The organism is Streptomyces coelicoflavus (assembly GCF_045041415.1).
Taxonomy (GTDB): domain Bacteria; phylum Actinomycetota; class Actinomycetes; order Streptomycetales; family Streptomycetaceae; genus Streptomyces; species Streptomyces coelicoflavus.
Window position 1 is genome coordinate 5531214 of the sequence record NZ_CP108218.1, and the last position, 20305, is coordinate 5551518.

Genomic DNA, 20305 nt, shown 5'->3' on the forward strand with positions numbered 1-20305 from the left:
GGCCCACCGGGCCCATGAAGGAGGCTCGCCGGAGCGCGGACAGCGCCCCGGCGAGCCTCTTTCGTACGTCCGCGACGGCCGGGTCACCCTTCCCCGGCGGCGGCCTTCCGCGCGGTGATCCGCTGCTTGACGAAGGCGACGACGAGGACGAGCGCGGCGACGAGCAGCGACAGCAGCACGGTGCTGCGCCCGTCGTGCTCGGTGTCGGTCAGCATGTAGCCGAGCACGAACACGATGACCGCGGCGGCCGCCCAGGTCAGATACGGGTACAGCCACATCCGCACGACCAGCTTCTCCGGCGTCTCCGCCTGGATGATCTTCCGCAGCCGCAGCTGCGAGAAGCAGATGGCCAGCCAGACGAAGAGGGCCACCGCACCCGAGGAGTTGAGCAGGAAGAGGAAGACCGTGTCGGGGAACTTGTAGTTGAAGAAGACCGCGACGAAGCCGAAGACGACGGACGACAGGATCGCCGTCTGCGGCACCCCGCGCCGGGTGGTCCGGGCGAAGGCCCTGGGCGCGTCCCCACGCTCGCCGAGCGAGAACGCCATGCGGGAGGCGGTGTAGAGCCCGGAGTTGAGGCAGGACAGCACGGACGTCAGCACGATGAAGTTCATGATCTGGCCGGCGTTCGGGATCCCGAGCGAGTCCAGGGCGGCGACGTACGAGCCCTGGTCGACGATCGACTGCGCGTCCCAGGGCAGCAGTGCGACCACGACGAAGATGGACCCGAGGTAGAAGACGGCGATGCGCCAGATGATGCTGTTGGTCGCCTTGGTGACGGCCCGCTGCGGGTCCTCGGACTCGCCGGCGGCGAGCGTGGGGATCTCACTGCCCATGAACGAGAACACGACGAGCAGCACACCGGTGAGGACGGCCCCGGGCCCGTTCGGCAGGAACCCGCCGTGTTCCGTCAGGTTCCCGAGCCCCGCCTGCCCGCTGTCCACGCCGGGCAGCAGGCCGAACACGGCCAGCCCGCCGACGACGATGAACGCGGCGATGGCGACGACCTTGATCCCGGCGAACCAGAACTCGAACTCGCCGTAGGAGCCGACGGAGGCGAGGTTGGTGGCGGTCAGCACGAACATCACGATCAGCGCCCACCCCCACTGCGGCACGGCGGGTATCCAGCCCTCCAGGATCTTGGCCCCGGCGGTCGCCTCCACGGCCAGCACCACGACCCAGAAGAACCAGTAGAGCCAGCCGATGGAGAACCCGGCCCAGGGGCCGAGCGCCCGGTCGGCGTGGGCGGAGAAGGAACCCGAGGTCGGGTTGGCGGCCGACATCTCCCCGAGCATCCGCATCACCAGCACCACGAGCGTGCCGACGAGGGCGTACGAGAGGAGGATGCCGGGTCCCGCGGTGGCGATTCCGGAACTGGAACCGACGAACAGCCCGGCCCCGATGACGCCGCCGATGGCGATCATCGTGAGATGGCGGTTCTTGAGCCCGGCCTGAAGCCCGGACCCGGGGGGCGACGGGTCCTCGGGCCCGTCCTCGGGCTTGGTCAGGGTCGGCTGCGAAGTCATGGGGGAGGGTTTCCTTTGCGCCGGTCGAGCACTTTCCCGTACGAGCGGTGTACGAGCCGCACCAGTGAAACGGAGGCAAAAGAATTCAGGAACCTTTGAATCCGGATCGTTACTTGAGCTTTTCCTGAGGTTCGAAAGTTTTACGTCTTCTTTTCCCAGCTGCCACCCGAGGAGTCCGCCTTACGGCCCGCGTGTCACACTCGACGCATGCGCGTGTATCTCGGCTCGGACCATGCGGGCTTCGAACTCAAGAACCACCTCGTCGAGTGGCTCAGGGAAGCGGGCCACGAGCCCGTCGACTGCGGCCCGCACATCTTCGACGCCCAGGACGACTACCCGCCCTTCTGCCTGCGCGCCGCCGAGCGCACGGCCGCGGACCAGGGCGCCCTCGGCATCGTGATCGGCGGCTCCGGCAACGGCGAGCAGATCGCGGCCAACAAGGTGAAGGGCGTGCGCGCGGCGCTGGCCTGGAGCGAGGAGACGGCGGCGCTGGGCCGCCAGCACAACGACGCCAACGTCGTGGCGGTCGGCGCCCGCATGCACACGCGGGACGAGGCGACGAAGTTCGTCGAGACCTTCCTCGCCACCCCGTTCTCCGGCGACGAACGCCACATCCGCCGCATCGACATGCTCACGTCCTACGAGACCACGGGCGACCTCCCCCCGATCCCGGCCCACCACCCGCAGCAGTAGAAGACCCCGGCACACGGCCGCCGCCGACGCGAGAACGCCGGCGGCGTCCGGGGCGGAGCCCCGGGACGAGTCGAGCCTCTTGACCCACCGGGGCGGGTGGCCGGGTGGGCGAAGGCAGGGCAAGAAAGGACACCGCACGTGCCAGAGGGGCACACGATCCACCGGCTGGCGCAGGACCACACCGCCGCCTTCGCCGGGAAGGCGGTCCGCGTCACCAGCCCCCAGGGCAAGTTCACGGACTCCGCCGCCCTCCTCGACGGCACCGTCCTGACCACCGCCGACGCCCACGGCAAACACCTCTTCCTCGGCTTCGGGGACCTCCACTGGGTCCACATCCACCTCGGACTCTTCGGCAAGGTCACCTTCGGCCCCGCCCCCGCACCCCCGCCCACGGACACCGTCCGCCTCCGCCTGCTCGACGACACCACCTACGTCGACCTCCGCGGCCCCACCACCTGCGCCCTGATCACGGACCCGGAGAAGCAGGCGATACACGACCGCCTCGGCCCCGACCCCCTGCGCCCGGACGCCGACCCCGCGGCCGCCCACCGCCGGATCTCCCGCAGCCGCACCACCATCGCCGCCCTGCTCATGGACCAGAAGGTCATCGCCGGCGTCGGCAACGTCTACCGCGCCGAGGTCCTCTTCCGCCACGGCATCGACCCGTACCGCCCCGGCAAGGACATCACCCCCGCCGAGTGGGACGCGATCTGGCAGGACCTCACCGCCCTCATGCGCGAGGGCGTACGGAACAACCGCATCGACACCGTCCGCCCCGAGCACACCCCCGAGGCCATGGGCCGCCCGCCCCGCGTCGACGACCACGGCGGCGAGGTCTACGTCTACCGCCGGGCGAACCAGCCCTGCCACCTCTGCGGCAGCCCGGTCCGCACCGCCGACCTCGCCGCCCGCAACCTCTTCTGGTGCCCGGCCTGCCAGAAACGCTAGGAGCCCGCGCTCAGAACCCGTGCGGCAGCCACGGCGGCACGTCCGACCCGAACCCCGCCGACGCCTCCGCCAGCGCCCCGGCCCGCACCTCACGCACCCGCCCCGCCGCACCGAGCGCCCCGAGACTCACGCCCCCGAGATACGCCGCCCCCAACTCCCGCACGGACAGGGCGAGATCGGCGACATCCGTCGTACGCTCGCAGGACGCCCCCTTCACGTCACCGCTCAGCCGCCAACGCCCCTCGTTCCAGGGGCAGAAGGCGTCCTCGACCTCGAACACCACGTCCACCGGCGCCCGGTAGGTCCGCGCCGCCAGCGCCGCGCCGACGTCCACCAGCCGTACGTACAACGCGTCCCGCAGCGTCGGCCGGCACCGCCGTACGTCCGACACCTGGTACTGCCACGCCTCGTCGACCGGCCGCCCGCGCACCGCCAGCGTGGAGGTCAGGTCGACGTCGTACAGGAACCGCCACAACGCCGCCTCGGTCGCCGGATCGAGGCCGGCCAGGGTGTCCAGGACCACCGTGCCCTTGGGTCCTTCCGGCCCCCAGGCCGGCCGCACCCGGAACCGCGCGAACCCGGTGACCTCGCCGTCCCGCCGGGCGACCACGCACTGCAGGGGCGAGGCACCGTCCCGCCCGCTCTCCGGGTCCAGCAGTCCCAGCCGCTCCCAGCCGGGCCGCCGGGCCAGCATCCCGGGCCGCGCCGGCACCAGCCGCGCGTAGACCGCCTCGCACGCGTCGACCACGTCGGCGGGCGCCGCGTACCGCAGCCGTACGTCGTCCGTGCCCGGCGGCACCGACAGCCGGACCCGGCTCGTGTCGATCTCCGCGCCGAGCTCGAAGGTCGCGGCGCCGTAGCCGAACCGGCCGTAGATCGCCGGCTCGGAGGCCGTCAGGACCGCCAGCGGCTCGCCCCAGGACCGTACGTCGTCCAGCTGCCGCCGCATCATCGACGTCAGCACACCCCGGCGCCGGTGCGTGGCGGCGACGCTCACCATCGTCACGCCCGCGGCGGGCACCTGCGCGCCGCCCGGCACGGTCATCCGGAAGGCGAACGCCCCCGCAGTCCCGACGCACTCCTCGCTCGGCCCGTCGCCCTCCCACACGCCGATCGACCGGTCGACCTGCGTCAGTTCCCGGAACAGCGCCAACTCCTCGTCCGGCCCCGGAATCCCGCCGAAGGCACGGATCAGCGTCCCGTACCACCGATCCCACTCCTCGCGCCGCAGCACCCGCGGCTCCGCCGCCGCGGTCGCCGCACAGGTCGCACCCTCGCCGCCTTCATCACCCGTGAACCGTCCCATGCAGCATGCGTACCAGGGCCGCACGAGACGGGCGAGTCAATTTCCACGGGGTTGCGGCGCGGCGGCCGTTCGTGAAGTTCACTGTGAAGTCCGGCCCCGGACGGGGGACAAGTGGGACCTCCCGTGCCAAGCGGCCGGTCCGATGGATAGGGTCCCGAACTAATGGCAGCAGGACGACAGCGGCGCGCGGAGGCCGAGACCTTCACGGCCCGGTGGAAGAAGCAGTGGCACCGGGCCCGCGTCGGCGTGCGCCGGGCCGCCGTCGACTACTTCCGCGGCGACGGCTCCGACTGGATCGCGCTCGCCGGACTGCTGCTCACGATCCCCGCCATCGCGGCCACCACGATGGCCAACTCCGTGTGGTGCTCGCCCTCCGCGCTGGTCATCCCGATCGTCGCGGGCGGCCTGCTGCTGCGCCCGGCGAGCCTGCTCGGCCTGTACGCGGCGGCGGCCACCGCGCTGATCGTCGAATCGGTGCAGCTCGGCCCCTACACCGAGGGGCCCTCCCGGGTCACCCCCGGCGTGGTCCTGGTGGTGGCGGCCTGCGGCTTCTTCGGGCTGCTCGTCGCCCAGTTCCGCAGCCGGGTCGGCGTGCCCTGGCGGCGCGGCGGCACCATGCTCTTCGACCTGCGCGAACGCATCCGCGTCCAGAGCAAGCTGCCCCAGCTGCCCAAGGGCTGGCACCGCGAGATGGCGCTGCGCCCGGCCGGCGGCCAGTCCTTCTCCGGCGACTTCGTCGTCGCGGCCCGCACCAACGGCGGCCGGACCCTGGAGGTCGTGCTCACCGACGTCTCCGGCAAGGGCATGGACGCCGCCTCGCGCGCCCTGCTGCTGTCGGGGGCCTTCGGCGGACTCCTTGGCAGCCTCCCCCCGCACGCCTTCCTGCCGGCCGCCAACGGCTATCTGCTGCGCCAGGACTGGGACGAGGGGTTCGCCACCTCCATCCACCTCGTCCTGGACCTCGACTCCGGCGACTACGAGCTGTACTCCGCCGGACATCCCCCGGGCCTCCAGCTCAGCGCGGGCACCGGCCGCTGGGAGGAGAAGTCCGCGGAGGGACCGCTGCTCGGCGTGTACGACGGGGCGCAGTTCGACCAGGTGAAGGGCACCCTGCGGCCCGGAGACGTGCTGATGCTGTTCACCGACGGCCTGGTGGAGACCTCCGACCGGGACATCGCCGAGGGCATCGACCGCCTCACCGGCGAGGCCGACCGCTATGTCGCCGGCGGCTTCCACGGCGCCGCCTGGCACCTGATCGAGGCGGTGGCCAAGGACGTCAACGACGACCGGGCGCTGCTGCTGATCTCCCGGGAGGGGCCGACGGCCCAGTCCGCGACGGCGACGGACTGAGCGCCCCCGCCGACATACTGGGGCCATGTCCCACGACTCCGGACCGCCCGCCCCGCCGCTCACCCTGGCCGAGATCGAGGCCACCGCACGTGCCGCCCACGCCGGACAGACCGACAAGGCGGGCCGGCCGTACGCCGGACACCTGAGGGCCGTCGCCGAGGGCGTACGGCGCCGCGGCGGCGACGACGAGCAGATCGCGGCCGCCTGGCTGCACGACGCCGTCGAGGACGAGGCGCTGACCGAGCGGTGGCTGGAGGAGGCGCGGCTGAGCCGCCGCACCAAGGACATCGTCCTGGCCCTCACCAAGCGGGCGGGGGAGCCGCCCGAGGCGTACGCCGCGCGGATCCTCGCCACCCCCGGCGCCCTCCTGGTCAAGGAGGCGGACCTGGCGCACAACGCCAACCCCGCGCGGCTCGCCGTCCTCGACGAGGCCACCCGCACACGACTGACCGAGAAGTACACGCGGATGCGCGCACTTCTCGGTCGGGTCGGCCGGGAATGAAGGGCGGCGCTAGACGGAGACCTTCTCGCCGCTGCCGTTCGGTGCGGCGGGCTCGGTGGACGCCTCGCGCGTCCCGCTGCCGGCCTCGTCCCGCTTCTCCCGGCCCCGGGCGGCGTCGCCGGGGTCCGCCTTGAAGGCCCAGTTCATCTTCGGCTCGACCACGTACCGCATGACCCGCTGCACGGGCCTGGTGCACAGGAGGGTGATGGCGGTGGCGCCGAGGACGGTGAGGCCGATCTCGCCCAGCGGCTCGTCCAGGAAGGAGTGCTGGAACCAGCCGGTGTAGCTGCCCTCCTTCACCAGGAAGCCGTGCAGCAGGTAGCCGTAGATCGTGCCGGCGCCCAGGGCCGTGAACCACATGCGGCGGCCGGGCACCCAGGCGAAGAAGCACGCGCTCAGCACCACGGAGCAACCGAAGAGCGCCAGCGTCAGAACCGGCCCGGACCACCAGGGGCCGCCCGTGTCCTGCACGGCGGCGTTGCGGTAGAACCAGCCGGTCTCCATGCGCGGCACCGACCACCAGCCGATCACCAGCGCGGCCGCGACCACCGGCACGGACCAGATCCGCGCCGAGCGGCGCCGCACCAGCTGGAAGTGCTCGGGGCGCAGCAGCAGGCCCAGCACGAAGCACGGCAGGAACTGGAGCACGCGCTGCATGTTCAGGTCGTTGCCGACGGACGGCGTCACGGAGGCCAGCGCGGCGATCGCGAGGGCGATCGGAAGCGGCCAGCGGATCGTCTGCCAGATGGGGGTGGTCAGCCGCCAGACGAACAGCGCGCACAGGAACCACAGGAGGTAGGTCGGGTCCAGCAGGCTGAAGTCGCTCTGCGGGTCCTCGCTGACGCGGCGGTGCAGCGTGTAGGCGACCTCGAAGACGAGGTACGGGACGACGACACCGGTGATCAGCCGCTTGACGCGCTTGGGGCTCAGGTCGAAACTGCGCGAGAAGTAGCCGGAGATGACGATGAACGCCGGCATGTGGAACGTGTACAGGACCCGGTAGAGGGTCTCCACGGTCCGGTTCCCGTCCAGGATCTGGCCCCAGGCGTGGCCCACACCGACGAGCACGATCGCCAGGTACTTGGCGTTGTCGAAGAACGCGTCGCGCTGCCGGCTCGGCTGTGCGCGCGGGGACGGCGACTTCCGGTCGCCGTCGGATCGCAGCGAGCTAGTCATGCAGCCCCCCGCCGAAAACCCGGCGAGTGGTCACAGGACCTCGCTGCTCTGGTGGGGGACGAGGCAGCGTAGAACATCTGAGGCACCCTAGCGTTCTCCGTGTGATTCCGTAAAACCCTCGACGTCATTCCTGCATTTCGGGTCTTGAGTACGGTGTGAGTACCGTGCGAGTACCCCCGTATTAGCGGAACTCGGCCTCTCCGGGCGGGTGACGGCCCCCACATCCGCTGATGTCGCCGCACGCCGAAGCGCCGCCTGGAGCACCCCACTTGTCATGACACGTCATGACTAAAGGCCGCATAAGACCGGCGGGCGACTCCACTGGAATGTCCGCTTCAATGCGGTTGCGGGGCCGGTGGGTGATCCTGTGATCTCCCTGTGATGACCCTGTCGACGCGCGCGTCGAAGTCCCCGCCGATGTGTCCCCCGCGACAATTCGAAATAACTGCGAACGCGTTGTGTGGGCATTGAAACGAAGCGACCGCAATTCCCCGTACGGACGTTCTATCGAAATTCCGTACGGGGCTCGGGAGCCGGACGCGCCCGCGTGCGCGGGGGAGCGTGCCGACGCCGGAACCGGACGGACGATGTGTCACCTGCCGCATGACCGGGCCCGGTTGGTGGCACGATGGTTCTGGCGGGGGTGTGCGGTGCCGCACCTCCGGGCCGGGAGAGCGGACCGACCGAGGGTGTGATCAGTTGTGGCCATTTCGCTGTCAGTGGTGCTGCTGTTGGCGATCATCCTGGTGGTGCTGCTGCGGGGAGGGTCCATCAAGGCGGGGCCGGCGATCGTCGCGGTCCTCTTCGGCTTCTTCCTTGCCTCGACCGGCATGGCCGACGACATCCAGCGCTTCCTGGACTCGATAGCCGACATGGTCAACTCGATCCAGTTCTAGGCCCCCGGACCCAGGCCCCGGACCGCACGAAGGCCTCCGGCCCGATCCCTGGGGGACCGGGCCGGAGGCCTCTCGGAGCGGGCGACGGGAATCGAACCCGCGTAGCCAGTTTGGAAGATCGCGTACGCGGATGCGACCCCACCTGCACTCTTCCTGACCTGCCGCTATATCGGGAGTTCCCCGGAGTTCCCCCCTCGTTGCCGTGACGTGCTGCCCTGTCGGGCACGCGGGGGGCACATCACAACACCTTGACCAACACCACAGAGACGATGGCGCCAATCACGGTAGCCGCCGCGCTGATGAGCGCAGCTTGGATGCTGGGATGCCGCCAGCCTCCAGGGTGGCTGGGTGTCGGCCCCTCGCTACCAATCCCACTGTGGGCATTGCATTGCCATGTCTGCGGGGGTACGGTTAGCGCATCTCTGGACTCCCTAGGGTGGGGTTGCTCGCTGACCATCCCTTACCTCCTAAGTTGACATGCGACCTGTGAGGTTGTCCTGAGACGCCGAAGCTGTGCGACGCGTACCGGAAGTTCGACGCGCACGGCTCTTTGGCGTTCCCAGACACAACTGACGGGCAGACTACAGGACTTACACCTGGCTCCGCCCCAGCACTCTGAAGCGCGGTTGGCGGAGCGGCTTTGGGCTGGAGCTGCTTTGGGGCGAGTGATCTTGGCCCCGTAAGCTTCCGGCGAGTCGGGCAGTCTGTGGACCTGCCCGTTAAAGCACGACGTTGGGGCCAAGATCTTAGAGGCTCGCCCCAAAGTGGCTGCCTAAAGCCGTGGAGCCGACCGCCCCAGCCACAGAGGGTGTCTCCCCACTTCATGCCCGCAGCCGCCGAGCGCGCCGCCGGGCGCGGCCAGCCGGGGCGAAGACAGGAGGCGGGCCGCGCCGTAGAGGCGGCGCGCGCCCGCGCCGTGCGCGGGCCTTGATGAAGTAGGGAAAGTCTTACCGCGATACTGGCTCGGCATCGATCAAGTGATCATGCAGCCCGGCTCTTCGGCTCCTCGCCGTGCTCCAGGTACGCCGGAGCTGTGTTGGTCCTCGACGAGACCGCCGCTCCGATGCGTCGGGCCAGTCGTGGGATGGTCCGCTCGGGCAGCTGGTCCGCGGCAACGAAGTCGAAGCTTTTGAGCTCGTCCTGTTGCAGCTCGATGCTCGCCAACTGGGCCTGGCTGAGCTGACCGCCATCGAAGAGATACAGCACCTTGTCCCCCTCGACCTCGTTCGGAGCCCAGTCGACTGCGAGGAGTCGTCCGATGGGCGGAGTGATCCCCAGCTCTTCCCGGACTTCGCGAACCGCAGCGTGAAGGGGAGACTCGCCGGTCTCGACGTACCCTCCCGGGATGTCCCAGTAGTCCTTGTAGGTCGGCTCGACCATGAGGATTCGGCCTGCGTCGTCAAAGAAGAGCGCACCCGCGGCCATACGCGGATGCGCCATCTTCGCTTCGTGCGCGTTCTCTGCCATGTAGCCGAGGGTACCCAGCTCAGACGACATGCAGCCTGTCGGCCAGATCTGCCAGATTCCGGCTCGGTCGGCCACGCTGCCCCCGCACCCAGGTGAGTACCAGCTCTCGCGCCAGATAGTGGCTCCGCACCTGTTCGGGTGCCCAGCGCTCCGCTTCGAGGACCTTCGCGAGTGCGTCGTCCAGTCGGTTGTGAGCGCTCAGTGCGCGGGCTACTTCGAGGTTGTGCCGTGTCCGTCGTTCTGCCGGCAGTCCTGCCGTGTCGATCTGCGGGCCCAAGTCGACGGCGACTTGCATGTCCCCGAGCTCGGCCGCCGTAGCCACTCGGTGGATGGCGACGTTCGTCGGTCCGAAGGCCGTCCAGACGTGATTGGCATCGGTACCTAGGCGAGTAGCTGCCCGGTCGGCCTCTTCGAGGAAGGTACGCGTCGTGGCCCGGTCGTCTGCTCGGGCTGAAGCCATGGACCCGGCCAGGAACAGCGTTCCGTAGACGGACATGAACTCGGGTGTTGCTTCCCGCAAGCTCGGTCGCAGATACTCCCCGGCGTCTCCCACCAGCTGGACGGCAGCGTCAAACCGGCCGTTGGACAGTAGGCAGTGAGCGACGGAGCGGAACAGAGACCCGGTCACGACCACGTTGCCTGACTGCTGCGCTGCGGCCAGTCCTCGGTCGGCTGCGATCCAGGCAAGGTCGGTTTCCCCGAGTTTCGTCAGTACCATCGCTGCGCCCTGGTACGTCATAGCCATCAGCTCGTGCGCACGTTCCCGATCCCGGCCCTGGTACGACTGGGCGGCAATGAGTGCGTCGGCGAGCAGCAATGGCAGGCGCCTGGTTGCGAACCCGTAGCGGGATTCCTGGTAGGCGTCCCAGACCTCGGCGACGTTGCTGCTCAGCTCGTCGAGCGAGGTCGGCTCGCCTTCGGTTGTGACACCGAGAAGGGGCGTCAACTGACGGTAGTTCATGAGGGCCGAGCGGAGTGCCGGCACGGTGCGGGTGCCGCTTTCCGGGGTCCACTCCATGAGTGTCGGTTCCGCCAACAGATCGCCAAGCGTGACATCCAGGGCATCGGCCAGGGACTTGATGACCGAGAGCCTGTCCAGCTCGATGCGGTTGTTCTCTGCCTTGCTCAGCCAGTCCACGGTGCGGCCGACGAGTCCGGCTAGGACCTCTTGGGAGACGCCCCGCCTGCGGCGGTACCAAGCGACTCGCTCACCGATCGTCAGGTTCGTTGTCATTCCTCGCATGGCTAGAGCGTCTTCCCATCTCCCTATGGGACCCCGGAGGAATTTTCCGGGGTAGTGCGGCGCATCGCTTCTAGCGTCGTAGCTAGCACGAGAGGACGCCAGACCGTACACGCGACGAAGGAGCCACGATGCCGTTGACGTCGGCCGAGGTGGTGGAACTGACCTTAGAGGTGCAGACACTTGCCGAGGAGGTGCGCACCATCGCAAACCGTGCCGACGAGTTGGTCAGCCGTCTCGCGGTTGCCTCCGGACCAGCTCCTCAAGCTGATCCATCCGCTCCCCGAGCCGCCGCACCTCGCGTCGAACGTCGGACAGATAACCGGCGATCTCCTCGAACTCCGGGCTGTGCTTCGTCTGGCGAGGCTCCTCGGGGAGGGTGACGAAGCTGCCCTTGCCCTGGTGGGAGATCGCGTAGCCGTCTTCGCGGAGTCGTGAGATCGCCTGGCGGGCCACGGTCCGTGAGACGTCGTGGGTGTTCATCAGCTCGGTCTCGGACGGCAGCTTGCGGCCCGGTTCGAGGTCTCCCTGCCGGATGCGCCTCTTGAAGTCGTCGGCGATCTCCAGGTACTTCGCTCGCCCGGTGAACTCGGCCATAGCCCCTCTCATTGCTTGTCGCACTAAGTGCAGCACATCGGACCGACAACAGTCGAGAAGTACTTGACGTACTAAGTACGTTAGGTGCACTCTCGAGACAGGCCAACGTACTAAGTACGTCAAGTCGAATCTAGGAGCGCAATCATGCGTCAGATCCCCGTCGACACGTCCACTGCCACCGTGATGGTGGCCCAGTCCCCGCAGCCGAAGGTGAAGGACCGCCGTACCGGTGAGCGGGCGATGGACGCCGAGACCGGCACCGCGCTGTCGACCGTGGACGTGATGTTCGCGGCCAACGGCGAGGTGGAGATCCTGTCCGTGACCGTCCCGGAGACCGGCATCTCCGGTGACCTGATGATGGGCACCCCGGTCGCGCTGACCGGTCTGATCGCCCGGCCGTGGGAGAACGAGTTCAACGGCCAGAAGCGCCACGGCATCGCCTTCCGCGCGGTCGCCGTGACGTCGATCGCCGCGGGTGCCTCGTCCTCGAAGGCGGCCTGAGCCATGACGTGGCTGACCGTCGGCCTGGTGCTGGTCGTCGCTGCTGCGGGTCTCCTGCGGTGGCGGCGCCCCGCCTGGTACTGGATGACCTTCGGGGTCACCCTCGCCGCGCTGCGGGTCCTGGTCCGCTACGGCTCGGTCATGGACGCCTGCGGGCTCACGGTCCCGGCCCCTCGCTGGCGCCTGACCCTGGCCAGGATGACCAACCGGCCGATCCCCGGCCCCCGTGCCCCGCGCATCCTGCGGCTGCGGGTGACCCGAACCGGCCTGGTCCTGCGGCTCAAGCTCCGCCCGGGTCAGGACGCCTTCGACGTGGCGGCCTCGTGTGACCGGCTGCGGCACTCCTTCGCCCTCTACGGCGTCACCTCCCGTGAGCTGCGCTCGGGTGTGGTGGAACTGCGGATGACCGGCTATGACGTGCTCAAGCGGGTGCAGATGCCCGCCCGTGTCGACACCCGGCCGATGCGGGTCCCGGTCGCCCTGCGCGAGGACGGAGCCGTGCACTACCGCGACTACCGAACGGTCCCGCACGGGCTCACCCTCGGCGCCACGGAGTCCGGCAAGTCGGTCTATCAGCGCAACCTCGTCGCCGCGCTCGCGCCGCAACGGGTCGCCCTGGTCGGCATCGACTGCAAGCAAGGGGTGGAGCTGTTCCCGCTGGCCCGCCGGTTCTCCGCGCTCGCCGACAACCCCGACACCGCCGCCGAACTCCTCGACGCCCTCGTGTCCCACATGCAGGACGTGTATCAGCTCATCCGGGCCGAGCAGCGGATCACCGCGGACGTGCCGGATGCCGACATTGCCGCCGACATCTGGTCCCTGCCCGAAGATCTACGCCCGGTGCCGATCGTGGTCCTGGTCGACGAGGTTGCCGAACTCGCGCTCTTCGCGACCCGGGAGGACGAGAAGCGCCGGGACCGGATCATCACCGCGCTTGCCCGGCTGGCTCAGCTCGGCCGTGCTGCCGGCATCTATCTGGAGGTCTGCGGGCAGCGTTTCGGCTCGGAACTCGGCAAGGGCATCACGATGCTCCGTGCCCAGCTCACCGGCCGGACCGCGCACCGCGTCAACGACGAATCGTCGGCGAACATGGCCTTCGGTGACATCGCCCCGGATGCCGTGCTGGCCGCGATCCAGATTCCCACTGACACGCCCGGCGTCGCGGTCACCGGTGACTCGTCCGGCGGCTGGGCCCGCATCCGTGCCCCGCACACGTCGCTGCGGCACGCGGTGAATGTCTGCAACCGGCACGCCGACCTGACCCCGGACCTGCCTGCCCTCGCGCCGTTCCGGCCCGCCCTCGGCACCCTTGCCCCGGTCCCGGCCGTCGAGTCGGCCCCGGCCGCCGCCTGACCAGGAAAGGAGGACATCCCATGGCCCGCACTGCCCTGCGCGTCGATGCCGTCCTGGTCCAAGCCGTCATCGCCGGTGCCCTGTCCTTCGCCCACCTCCACGACCTTGCCGCTGCGGCCGGACAGAACGGGTGGAAAGCCTGGGCTTACCCCGTCTCGGTCGACCTGCTCTTGGTCGCCGCGTGGCGCCGACTGCGCTCGGACGGGCCGTCCCGGCTGGCCTGGTGCTGGTTCCTGATCGCCCTGGTGGCCTCGCTCGGCGCGAACGTGGCCACCGCCGGGTTCCTCGATCTGGAACACCCGCCCGCCCTGCTCCGCCTCGGCGTCGCCGGATGGCCCGCCCTCGCCTTCCTCGGCGGCACCCTTCTCGCCCACTCACCCGCCGCCCGCACCTCGACCCCGGACACCCCCGCCGCTCCGGGCCCGGCGCCCGCGCCCGAGGTGAAGCCCGAACCGGTCCCCGCCGTCCAGCCGGACCCGGCCCCGGTCGACACGGCCGACGACGCCCCGGCGCTCCCGCCCGCCGACCCGACTCCGGCACCGGCTATGCCGGTCCCGGCCGCGCTGGTCGACCACGCCCGCAAGGTCGCCGCCGACCACGAACACCGCACCGGCGCCCGGATCGACACCGACACCCTTCGCGCACGCCTCGGCGTCCCGCCCCACATGGCCGACGCCATCGCCGCCCAACTCGCCTGAACCGAGAGGAGATCACCCGTCATGCCTGCCCGCGACTTCTTCCACTCCGTGATGCGGATCGGACCGGTACAGATCGGCACCCACCGCGACCGCCACGGCCAGACCAAGCACGCCGCCGTGTGCAGCTCGGACGGCTGCGGCTGGTCCGCCGACTACACCAGCCAGTCCGCCGCCCAGCTCGCCGCCCGCACCCACCGCTGCAAGGTCCGCTAGGAGGCCGTGGTGAACGTCCCGCTCTGGTTCGCCCTGCTCTGCGTCGGAGTCCTCGGCGTCAAGCTCATCCGCCCGCCCTGGTGGCTCATCGGCGTGCTCCTGCTCGGCGGGTTCCTCCTCGCTGACAGCGTCCTCGCCCCGGTCATCGACACCGCGATCAAGTAACCCACGGAAGGAGGAACGTTCATGTTCCGGCCCAAGCTCCCGACCATGCCCCAGCCCACCGGCATCGTCACCCCGCCCGCCGTCATCGAACCGACCACGATCACCCCCGGCACCCCGACCACGCCCACGACGCCCGTCGCCCCGGCTCCGGTCCCGGCCCGGCCCACGATCCAGCTCACCCCGGGGACTGCGCTCGCCCTCGTCGGGGGCGGCACCGCCGTCGTCCTGGTCGTCGGCGCCGTCCTGGTCTCCATGCTCCTGGCGGTCGCCATCACCGGCGCCTCGGTCGCCGTCTGCGCCGTCGTCTTGCGCTCGCTGCTCGCCTCCGGCAACCGGCGCCGCTAACGGCCCCCGGGGCGGCATCCGTCGCCAAACATCCGCCGCCCCGGGCGCCTTCCCACCTTCCAGATCCAACGGACCCGAAAGGCACGCCCATGATGCCCCAGCACGCCCCGACCGCGCGCATCTGCCGCGACTGCGACGGCTTCCCGACCGTCGCCATCACCACCGGCACCCGCCACACCGACGGCACCCGCGCCACCCTCCGGATCACCTGCCCGACCTGCAAGGGCACCGGCACCACCACCCCCGCCGCCTCCCTCATCCGCGCCGGGAGGTAACAGCGTGAGCGACACCGCCACCGCGGCGGGCCTGGACCCGATCACCCTCGGCGATCTGCTGCGGGTGGCCGGGTCCCCCGGCTTCGACCGTTGGCAAGACCAGATCAAGCGCACCGGCGGCTGCTCCGACCCGATCCACCTGACCGGCTGGACCATCCACAAGGACAAGACCACCGGCGCCACCCTGCACCACTACTCGACCGCCGACGAGCCGGGCGGACGGCTCCGCGTCGCCTGCGGCAACCGCCGCGCCTCCCGCTGCCCGGCCTGCGCCTGGACCTACGCGGGCGACACGTACCACCTGATCCGTGCCGGGCTCGCCGGCGACGACCGCCGCGACATCCCCGCCACCGTCCGGGATCACCCGCGGGTCTTCGCCACCCTCACCGCCCCGTCCTTCGGCCCGGTCCACAACCGGCCCAACCGCGGCGCCTGCCGCTGCGGCACCCACCACACCCCGGACTCGCCGGAGCTGGGCACCGCCCTCGACCCGGAGACGTACGACTACGCGGGCGCCGTGCTGTTCAACAACTACGCCGGGCAGCTCTGGCAGCGCTTCACCAACCGGCTCCGCCGGGAGATCGCCGCCCGAGCCGGCATCACCCAACGGGAACTGAAAGAGCGCGCTCGGCTCTCGTACGGCAAGGTCGCCGAGTTCCAAAAGCGTGGCGCCGTGCACTTCCATGCGGTGATCCGCATCGACGGACCCGACGGCCCGGACGCCCCGCCGCCGTCCTGGGCCACGGTCGATCTCCTCGCCGACGCGATCCGCGCCGCCGCCGCGCATTCCTACACGTCCGTCTCGGTCCCGGCCGTCGCCGACCAACCGGCCCGTACCTTCCGGTGGGGCACCCAGCTTGACGTGCGGCCCGTGAAGGCGTTCGGGGACGGCTCCGACATCACTGAACAGGCCGTTGCCTCCTACGTCGCCAAGTACGCCACCAAAGCGGCCGAGAACACCGGCACCCTCGACCGCCGGGTGGGGGAGCTCTCCGAACTCGACCGCCACGGCGTCCCCGACCACGCCCGCCGCCTCATCGCCGCATGCAAAACGCTCGATCCGCTCTACCCTGACCGGCGGCTGTGGGCCTGGGCTCACATGCTCGGCTTCCGCGGCCACTTCTCCAGCAAGAGCCGCCGTTACTCGACCACCCTCGGCGCCCTCCGCCAGGCACGCGCCGACTACCGCGCCGCCCAAGAGGCCGCCGCCCTCGGCATCGACGACCGCGAGCCGGACACCGTGCTGGTCCTCACGGACTGGCAGTACGCCGGCCACGGCCACACCCCCGGCGAATCCGCCCTCGCCGCCACTATCGCCCGGGATCTCCAGCTCAACCGCGAAACCGCCCGCGAAGAACTCGCAGCCCTGCGCCAGGAAGGACAGCAAGCCCATGAATGATCGATACCTCAACGTGGATCAGGTCGCCGAACTGCTCGGCACGACCGTGCGCTTCCCGCGCCGCCTGATCGAAGAGCGCCGCATCACGTACGTGAAGGTCGGCCGCCACGTGCGCATACCCGAGAGCGCCGTTCGGGAGTTCATCGCGGCGAACACGGTGCAGCCCCGCCGACGTCGTGCTGCCCTGCGGGGGGTGGCTGCCTGATGGCTGGCAAGCGCCGACAGTTCGGCCGGGTCCGCAAGCTCCCGTCCGGTCGCTATCAGGCCCGGTACGTCGGCCCTGACGGCATGCTCCGCCCGGCCCCGGAGACCTTCCGGACGAAGAAGGACGCGGACGCCTGGCTCGCCGACAAGCAGACCGAGATGCGGCGCGGCGACTGGCACGACCCCGATGCCGGGAAGGTGGCGTTCGGCCCGTACGCGGCTGCGTGGATCGAGGAGCGGGAACTGACCACGCGGACGCGACAGCTCTACGCCTCGCTGCTGCGGCACCACCTTGAACCCACGTTCGGCGTGGTCAACGTCGCGGACATCTCGCCCCCGCTCGTGCGTCGCTGGCGGGCTGACAAGCTTGCGTCCGGGACCGGCCCGACGACCGTCGCGAAGGCGTACGCCCTACTCCGCGCGGTCCTTCACACGGCCGTTGCCGATCAGATGATCCGGCGCAACCCGTGCACGATCAAGGGCGCGAGTGTGGTGCACACTCCTGAGCGGCCGACCGCGACCGTGCAAGAGGTGTACGACCTCGCCGACGCCATCCAGCCGCGTTACCGGGCTCTCGTCCTTATGGCGGGCTTCCTCGGTCTTCGCTGGGGTGAACTGATCGGCTTGCACCGCCGGGATGTCGACCTGGACCACGGAGCCGTGCGCATCCGCCGCTCGGTCGCCGAACTCAACAACGGCCAACGGGAGATCAAGGCGCCCAAGAGCGCCGCGGGCAAGCGCACGGTGTCCATCCCCACCGCGATCATCCCGGACATCCGCGAGCACCTGAAGCGGTACGCCGAGCCGGGCGCGGACGGCCGTGTGTTCATCGGTGCAAAGGGTGCGACTCCTCGGCGGAACCACTTCAACCGGCTGTGGCGCACCGCGTGCACCCTTGCCGGCATCAAGGGCCTGCACTTCCATGATCTACGGCACACCGGCAACACCCTCGCCGCCTCGACCGGGGCGAGCACGCGGGAGCTGATGGCGCGCATGGGCCACAGCACCGCCCGGGCCGCGCTGATCTACCAGCACGCCAGTGCCGAGCGTGACCGGCTGATCGCCGACGCCGTGTCGGGGCTCGTCGACAAGGGCCGGAAGAAGACCCGGAAGGGCAAGAAGAAGAAAGATCGAAAGCCCAAGGGGCACGCCGGGGACACGACTGACTGATCGGGACCCCGGAAAGCGATCAGGGCCAGGCGGAGGAATGATCCTCTGACCTGGCCCTGAGTCGTTTGGAGCGGGCGACGGGAATCGAACCCGCGTAGCCAGTTTGGAAGACTGGGGCTCTACCATTGAGCTACGCCCGCACAGCACGCGCCGCAGGTCGGTGACCGCGGCACTGTACGCATCGTAGCGGGTCGCCGCCCCTCGGCGCACACCCCTTCCGGTCCGCGCCGAACCTTCACCGACGCCCGGGAAACCCTGCGGCCCCCGGTGCCTGGCGCCATGTACCCTACGTGTCGCACCAGACGGGGTGTGGCGCAGCTTGGTAGCGCGTCCGCTTTGGGAGCGGAAGGCCGTGGGTTCAAATCCCGCCACCCCGACCACCATTCGCCGATCCGCCCGCCGATCCCTCCGGCGGTCCGTCCGTCGGTCGCCCCGGCCTCCTCGACGAGTGCGAGTGATCGCCTTTTGGGCCGTGTAGTCGCTGCCGTTACTATGCAAGCTGCACGCCCGTGTGTCTCAGCGTTTGAAGTCTCCGGGCGGCGAAATTTGCCGGACACTCTCTGGTTCCGGCAGAACCCAAGAAGTCAGCCACCAAGGAGACCGAACCGTGAAGAGCGCCGTGGAGACCCTGAACCCGACCCGGGTTCGGCTCACTGTCGAGGTGCCCTTCGAGGAGCTCAAGGACAGCCTCGACGCGGCGTACAAGAAGATCAACCAGCAGGTCACGGTGAAGGGCTTCCGCAAGGGCAAGATCCCGGCCCGGGTCATCGACCAGCGGTTCGGCCGCGGTGCGGTTCTGGAGGAGGCGGTCAACGACGCGCTTCCCAAGTTCTACACCGACGCGGTCAACGAGGCCGAGCTGAACCCGCTCGGCCAGCCCGAGGTCGACATCACGGAGCTGAAGGACGGCGAGACGCTGAACTTCACCGCCGAGGTCGACATCCGCCCCTCCATCGAGATCCCGGACTACTCCGGCATCGAGGTCGAGGTCGACGCCGTCGAGGTCACCGACGAGGACGTCGAGAAGTCGGTGGAGCAGCTCCGCGAGCGCTTCGCCTCGACCTCCCCGGTCGAGCGCGCCGCCGCCGAGGGCGACGTGCTCACCATCGACCTCCAGGCGAAGGTCGACGGCGAGGTCCTCGAGGACGGCGTCGCCGACGGCGTCTCCTACACCATCGGCTCCGGCGAGCTGCTGGACGGCATCGACGACGCCGTGAAGGGCCTGGAGGCCGGTGGCGAGGCCACCTTCACCTCCGAGCTCAAGGGCGGCTCGGCGGCCGGCAAGGAGGCCGAGGTCACCGTCAAGGTCACCCAGGTCGCCGCGCGCGAGCTGCCCGAGCTGGACGACGACTTCGCGCAGCTCGCGTCGGAGTTCGACACCCTGGAGGAGCTGCAGGCCGACAGCCGCAAGCGCCTCGCCAACATGAAGCAGTACGACCAGGCCACGCAGGCCCAGGAGCGCGTCCTGGACAAGCTGCTCGAGCTGGTCGAGGTCCCGGTCCCCGAGAAGCTCCTCGAGGACGAGATCAACACCCGTAAGCACAACCTCGAGCACCACCAGCTCGGCCAGATGGGTCTCGACCTCGAGAAGTACCTCGAGCTCCAGGGCAAGACCGCCGAGGAGTTCGAGACCGAGACCCGCGAGGCCGCGGTCAAGGGCATCAAGACCCAGTTCGTCCTCGACGAGCTGGTCAAGCAGGAGAAGCACAACGTCAGCCAGGAAGAGCTGACCGAGCACCTCATGCGCCGCGCCGCGTCCTCCGGCATGTCCCCCGACCAGTTCGCCCAGGCCGTCGTCGAGCAGGGCCAGGTCCCGCTCCTCGTCGGCGAGGTCGCCCGCGGCAAGGCCCTGGCCTCCGTGGTCGAGAAGGCCACGGTCAAGGACACCAACGGCGAGGTCGTCGACCTGGACGACGAGGAGGACGAGGAGACGGAGGCCACCGAGGCCGCCGCCGAGTCCGCCGACACCGAGAAGGCCGACGACAAGGCCGAGGAGAAGACCGAGGGCTGATCCCCCTCGCGTCTCCCCAGACGGACGCAGAACGGGCCCCGGACACATCAGTGCCGGGGCCCGTTCCGCATACGGCAGGACAGCCCACCCAGGGGCGCGGGGAACTGCGCGATCAACCACAATGGACCCGCACCCGGCGGCGAGCGCGCACCCCAACGGCGAGACCTCGCGCCCGCACCCCGCGGAGCGCTACGCCCCCGGCGAACACCCGCAGAACCGGGATGGCACCGGAGGGTCACCGCGTTAGGGTCCATGAATACGAGGGCAGGG

The 20305-nt window shown here is 69.9% G+C and carries 22 protein-coding genes and 2 tRNA genes; 17 read left to right on the top strand and 7 right to left on the bottom strand.

Going from position 1 to position 20305, the window contains the following annotated elements; all coding sequences use genetic code 11:
• Positions 1 to 83: 83 nt before the first annotated feature.
• Positions 84 to 1526, bottom strand: a complete 1443-nt coding sequence (locus OHA99_RS24630) for an amino acid permease (protein ID WP_405697854.1) — start codon at positions 1524 to 1526, stop codon at positions 84 to 86.
• Between the two features lie 207 nt (positions 1527 to 1733).
• Between OHA99_RS24630 and OHA99_RS24635 the strand changes: the two genes are divergently transcribed.
• The gene (locus OHA99_RS24635; protein ID WP_366471872.1) at positions 1734 to 2219 is read left to right on the top strand and encodes a ribose-5-phosphate isomerase; all 486 of its coding nucleotides are present in this window, start codon (positions 1734 to 1736) and stop codon (positions 2217 to 2219) included.
• Between the two features lie 138 nt (positions 2220 to 2357).
• Positions 2358 to 3167: a DNA-formamidopyrimidine glycosylase family protein gene (locus OHA99_RS24640; protein ID WP_366471873.1), complete on the top strand. Its 810-nt coding sequence runs from the start codon at positions 2358 to 2360 to the stop codon at positions 3165 to 3167.
• Positions 3168 to 3177: 10 nt separating this feature from the next.
• On the opposite strand, the gene OHA99_RS24645 is transcribed toward OHA99_RS24640, so the two are convergent.
• Positions 3178 to 4473, bottom strand: coding sequence for a GNAT family N-acetyltransferase (locus tag OHA99_RS24645; RefSeq protein ID WP_405697857.1), 1296 nt, complete (start codon positions 4471 to 4473; stop codon positions 3178 to 3180).
• Positions 4474 to 4635: 162 nt separating this feature from the next.
• Here OHA99_RS24645 and OHA99_RS24650 point away from each other — a divergent pair, with 162 nt between their 5' ends.
• Positions 4636 to 5823, top strand: coding sequence for a PP2C family protein-serine/threonine phosphatase (locus tag OHA99_RS24650; protein ID WP_153179856.1), 1188 nt, complete (start codon positions 4636 to 4638; stop codon positions 5821 to 5823).
• A gap of 25 nt (positions 5824 to 5848) precedes the next feature.
• Positions 5849 to 6325, top strand: coding sequence for an HD domain-containing protein (locus tag OHA99_RS24655; RefSeq protein ID WP_405697859.1), 477 nt, complete (start codon positions 5849 to 5851; stop codon positions 6323 to 6325).
• Between the two features lie 9 nt (positions 6326 to 6334).
• Here OHA99_RS24655 and OHA99_RS24660 read toward each other — a convergent pair whose 3' ends face one another.
• Entirely contained in the window at positions 6335 to 7501 is a 1167-nt protein-coding gene (locus tag OHA99_RS24660; protein ID WP_405697861.1) for an acyltransferase family protein, read from the bottom strand.
• A 701-nt stretch (positions 7502 to 8202) separates the two neighbouring features.
• Between OHA99_RS24660 and OHA99_RS24665 the strand changes: the two genes are divergently transcribed.
• On the top strand, positions 8203 to 8397 hold the full coding sequence (locus OHA99_RS24665; protein ID WP_007449834.1) for a hypothetical protein: 195 nt from the start codon (positions 8203 to 8205) through the stop codon (positions 8395 to 8397).
• 981 nt (positions 8398 to 9378) lie between these two features.
• On the opposite strand, the gene OHA99_RS24670 is transcribed toward OHA99_RS24665, so the two are convergent.
• The 3 genes from OHA99_RS24670 to OHA99_RS24680 form a co-directional block, all read right to left on the bottom strand.
• Positions 9379 to 9864 carry an NUDIX domain-containing protein gene (locus tag OHA99_RS24670; protein WP_405697863.1) on the bottom strand — a complete coding sequence of 162 codons (486 nt, stop codon included), beginning with the start codon at positions 9862 to 9864 and terminating at the stop codon, positions 9379 to 9381.
• Positions 9865 to 9883: 19 nt separating this feature from the next.
• Entirely contained in the window at positions 9884 to 11098 is a 1215-nt protein-coding gene (locus OHA99_RS24675; protein WP_405697865.1) for a helix-turn-helix domain-containing protein, read from the bottom strand.
• Between the two features lie 234 nt (positions 11099 to 11332).
• Positions 11333 to 11701 (bottom strand): GntR family transcriptional regulator, encoded by a 369-nt coding sequence (locus tag OHA99_RS24680; protein WP_405697867.1) that lies wholly within the window; start codon positions 11699 to 11701, stop codon positions 11333 to 11335.
• A 144-nt stretch (positions 11702 to 11845) separates the two neighbouring features.
• Here OHA99_RS24680 and OHA99_RS24685 point away from each other — a divergent pair, with 144 nt between their 5' ends.
• The 10 genes from OHA99_RS24685 to OHA99_RS24730 all read left to right on the top strand — a co-directional run bounded on the left by OHA99_RS24685 (position 11846) and on the right by OHA99_RS24730 (position 18024).
• On the top strand, positions 11846 to 12202 hold the full coding sequence (locus OHA99_RS24685; protein WP_405697869.1) for a hypothetical protein: 357 nt from the start codon (positions 11846 to 11848) through the stop codon (positions 12200 to 12202).
• Between the two features lie 3 nt (positions 12203 to 12205).
• A complete protein-coding gene (locus OHA99_RS24690) occupies positions 12206 to 13555 on the top strand; it encodes an FtsK/SpoIIIE domain-containing protein (RefSeq protein WP_405697871.1) in 1350 nt (449 codons plus the stop codon).
• Between the two features lie 20 nt (positions 13556 to 13575).
• Positions 13576 to 14253, top strand: a complete 678-nt coding sequence (locus tag OHA99_RS24695) for a DUF2637 domain-containing protein (RefSeq protein ID WP_405697873.1) — start codon at positions 13576 to 13578, stop codon at positions 14251 to 14253.
• A 21-nt stretch (positions 14254 to 14274) separates the two neighbouring features.
• Complete coding sequence (locus tag OHA99_RS24700; protein WP_007387681.1) at positions 14275 to 14466, top strand: mobile element transfer protein; 192 nt, start codon at positions 14275 to 14277, stop codon at positions 14464 to 14466.
• 9 nt (positions 14467 to 14475) lie between these two features.
• Positions 14476 to 14631: a hypothetical protein gene (locus OHA99_RS24705; protein WP_405697875.1), complete on the top strand. Its 156-nt coding sequence runs from the start codon at positions 14476 to 14478 to the stop codon at positions 14629 to 14631.
• A 21-nt stretch (positions 14632 to 14652) separates the two neighbouring features.
• On the top strand, positions 14653 to 14976 hold the full coding sequence (locus tag OHA99_RS24710) for a SpdD-like protein (RefSeq protein WP_405697877.1): 324 nt from the start codon (positions 14653 to 14655) through the stop codon (positions 14974 to 14976).
• Positions 14977 to 15068: 92 nt separating this feature from the next.
• A complete protein-coding gene (locus OHA99_RS24715; RefSeq protein WP_405698999.1) occupies positions 15069 to 15251 on the top strand; it encodes a hypothetical protein in 183 nt (60 codons plus the stop codon).
• Positions 15252 to 15255: 4 nt separating this feature from the next.
• Positions 15256 to 16650 (top strand): replication initiator protein RepSA, encoded by a 1395-nt coding sequence (gene repSA, locus OHA99_RS24720; RefSeq protein ID WP_405697878.1) that lies wholly within the window; start codon positions 15256 to 15258, stop codon positions 16648 to 16650.
• Entirely contained in the window at positions 16643 to 16855 is a 213-nt protein-coding gene (locus OHA99_RS24725) for an excisionase family DNA-binding protein (protein WP_405697880.1), read from the top strand. Before repSA ends, OHA99_RS24725 begins: the two co-directional genes overlap by 8 nt.
• The gene (locus tag OHA99_RS24730; protein ID WP_405697881.1) at positions 16855 to 18024 is read left to right on the top strand and encodes a tyrosine-type recombinase/integrase; all 1170 of its coding nucleotides are present in this window, start codon (positions 16855 to 16857) and stop codon (positions 18022 to 18024) included. The genes OHA99_RS24725 and OHA99_RS24730 overlap by 1 nt, the downstream gene beginning before the upstream one ends.
• 66 nt (positions 18025 to 18090) lie before the next feature.
• Here OHA99_RS24730 and OHA99_RS24735 read toward each other — a convergent pair.
• Positions 18091 to 18164 (bottom strand) — tRNA-Gly (locus OHA99_RS24735).
• A gap of 163 nt (positions 18165 to 18327) precedes the next feature.
• On the opposite strand from OHA99_RS24735, the gene OHA99_RS24740 reads away from it, so the two are divergent.
• A tRNA-Pro gene (locus OHA99_RS24740) sits at positions 18328 to 18404 on the top strand.
• Positions 18405 to 18631: 227 nt separating this feature from the next.
• A complete protein-coding gene (gene tig, locus OHA99_RS24745) occupies positions 18632 to 20035 on the top strand; it encodes a trigger factor (RefSeq protein WP_405697883.1) in 1404 nt (467 codons plus the stop codon).
• The last annotated feature ends 270 nt before the right edge of the window (positions 20036 to 20305 follow it).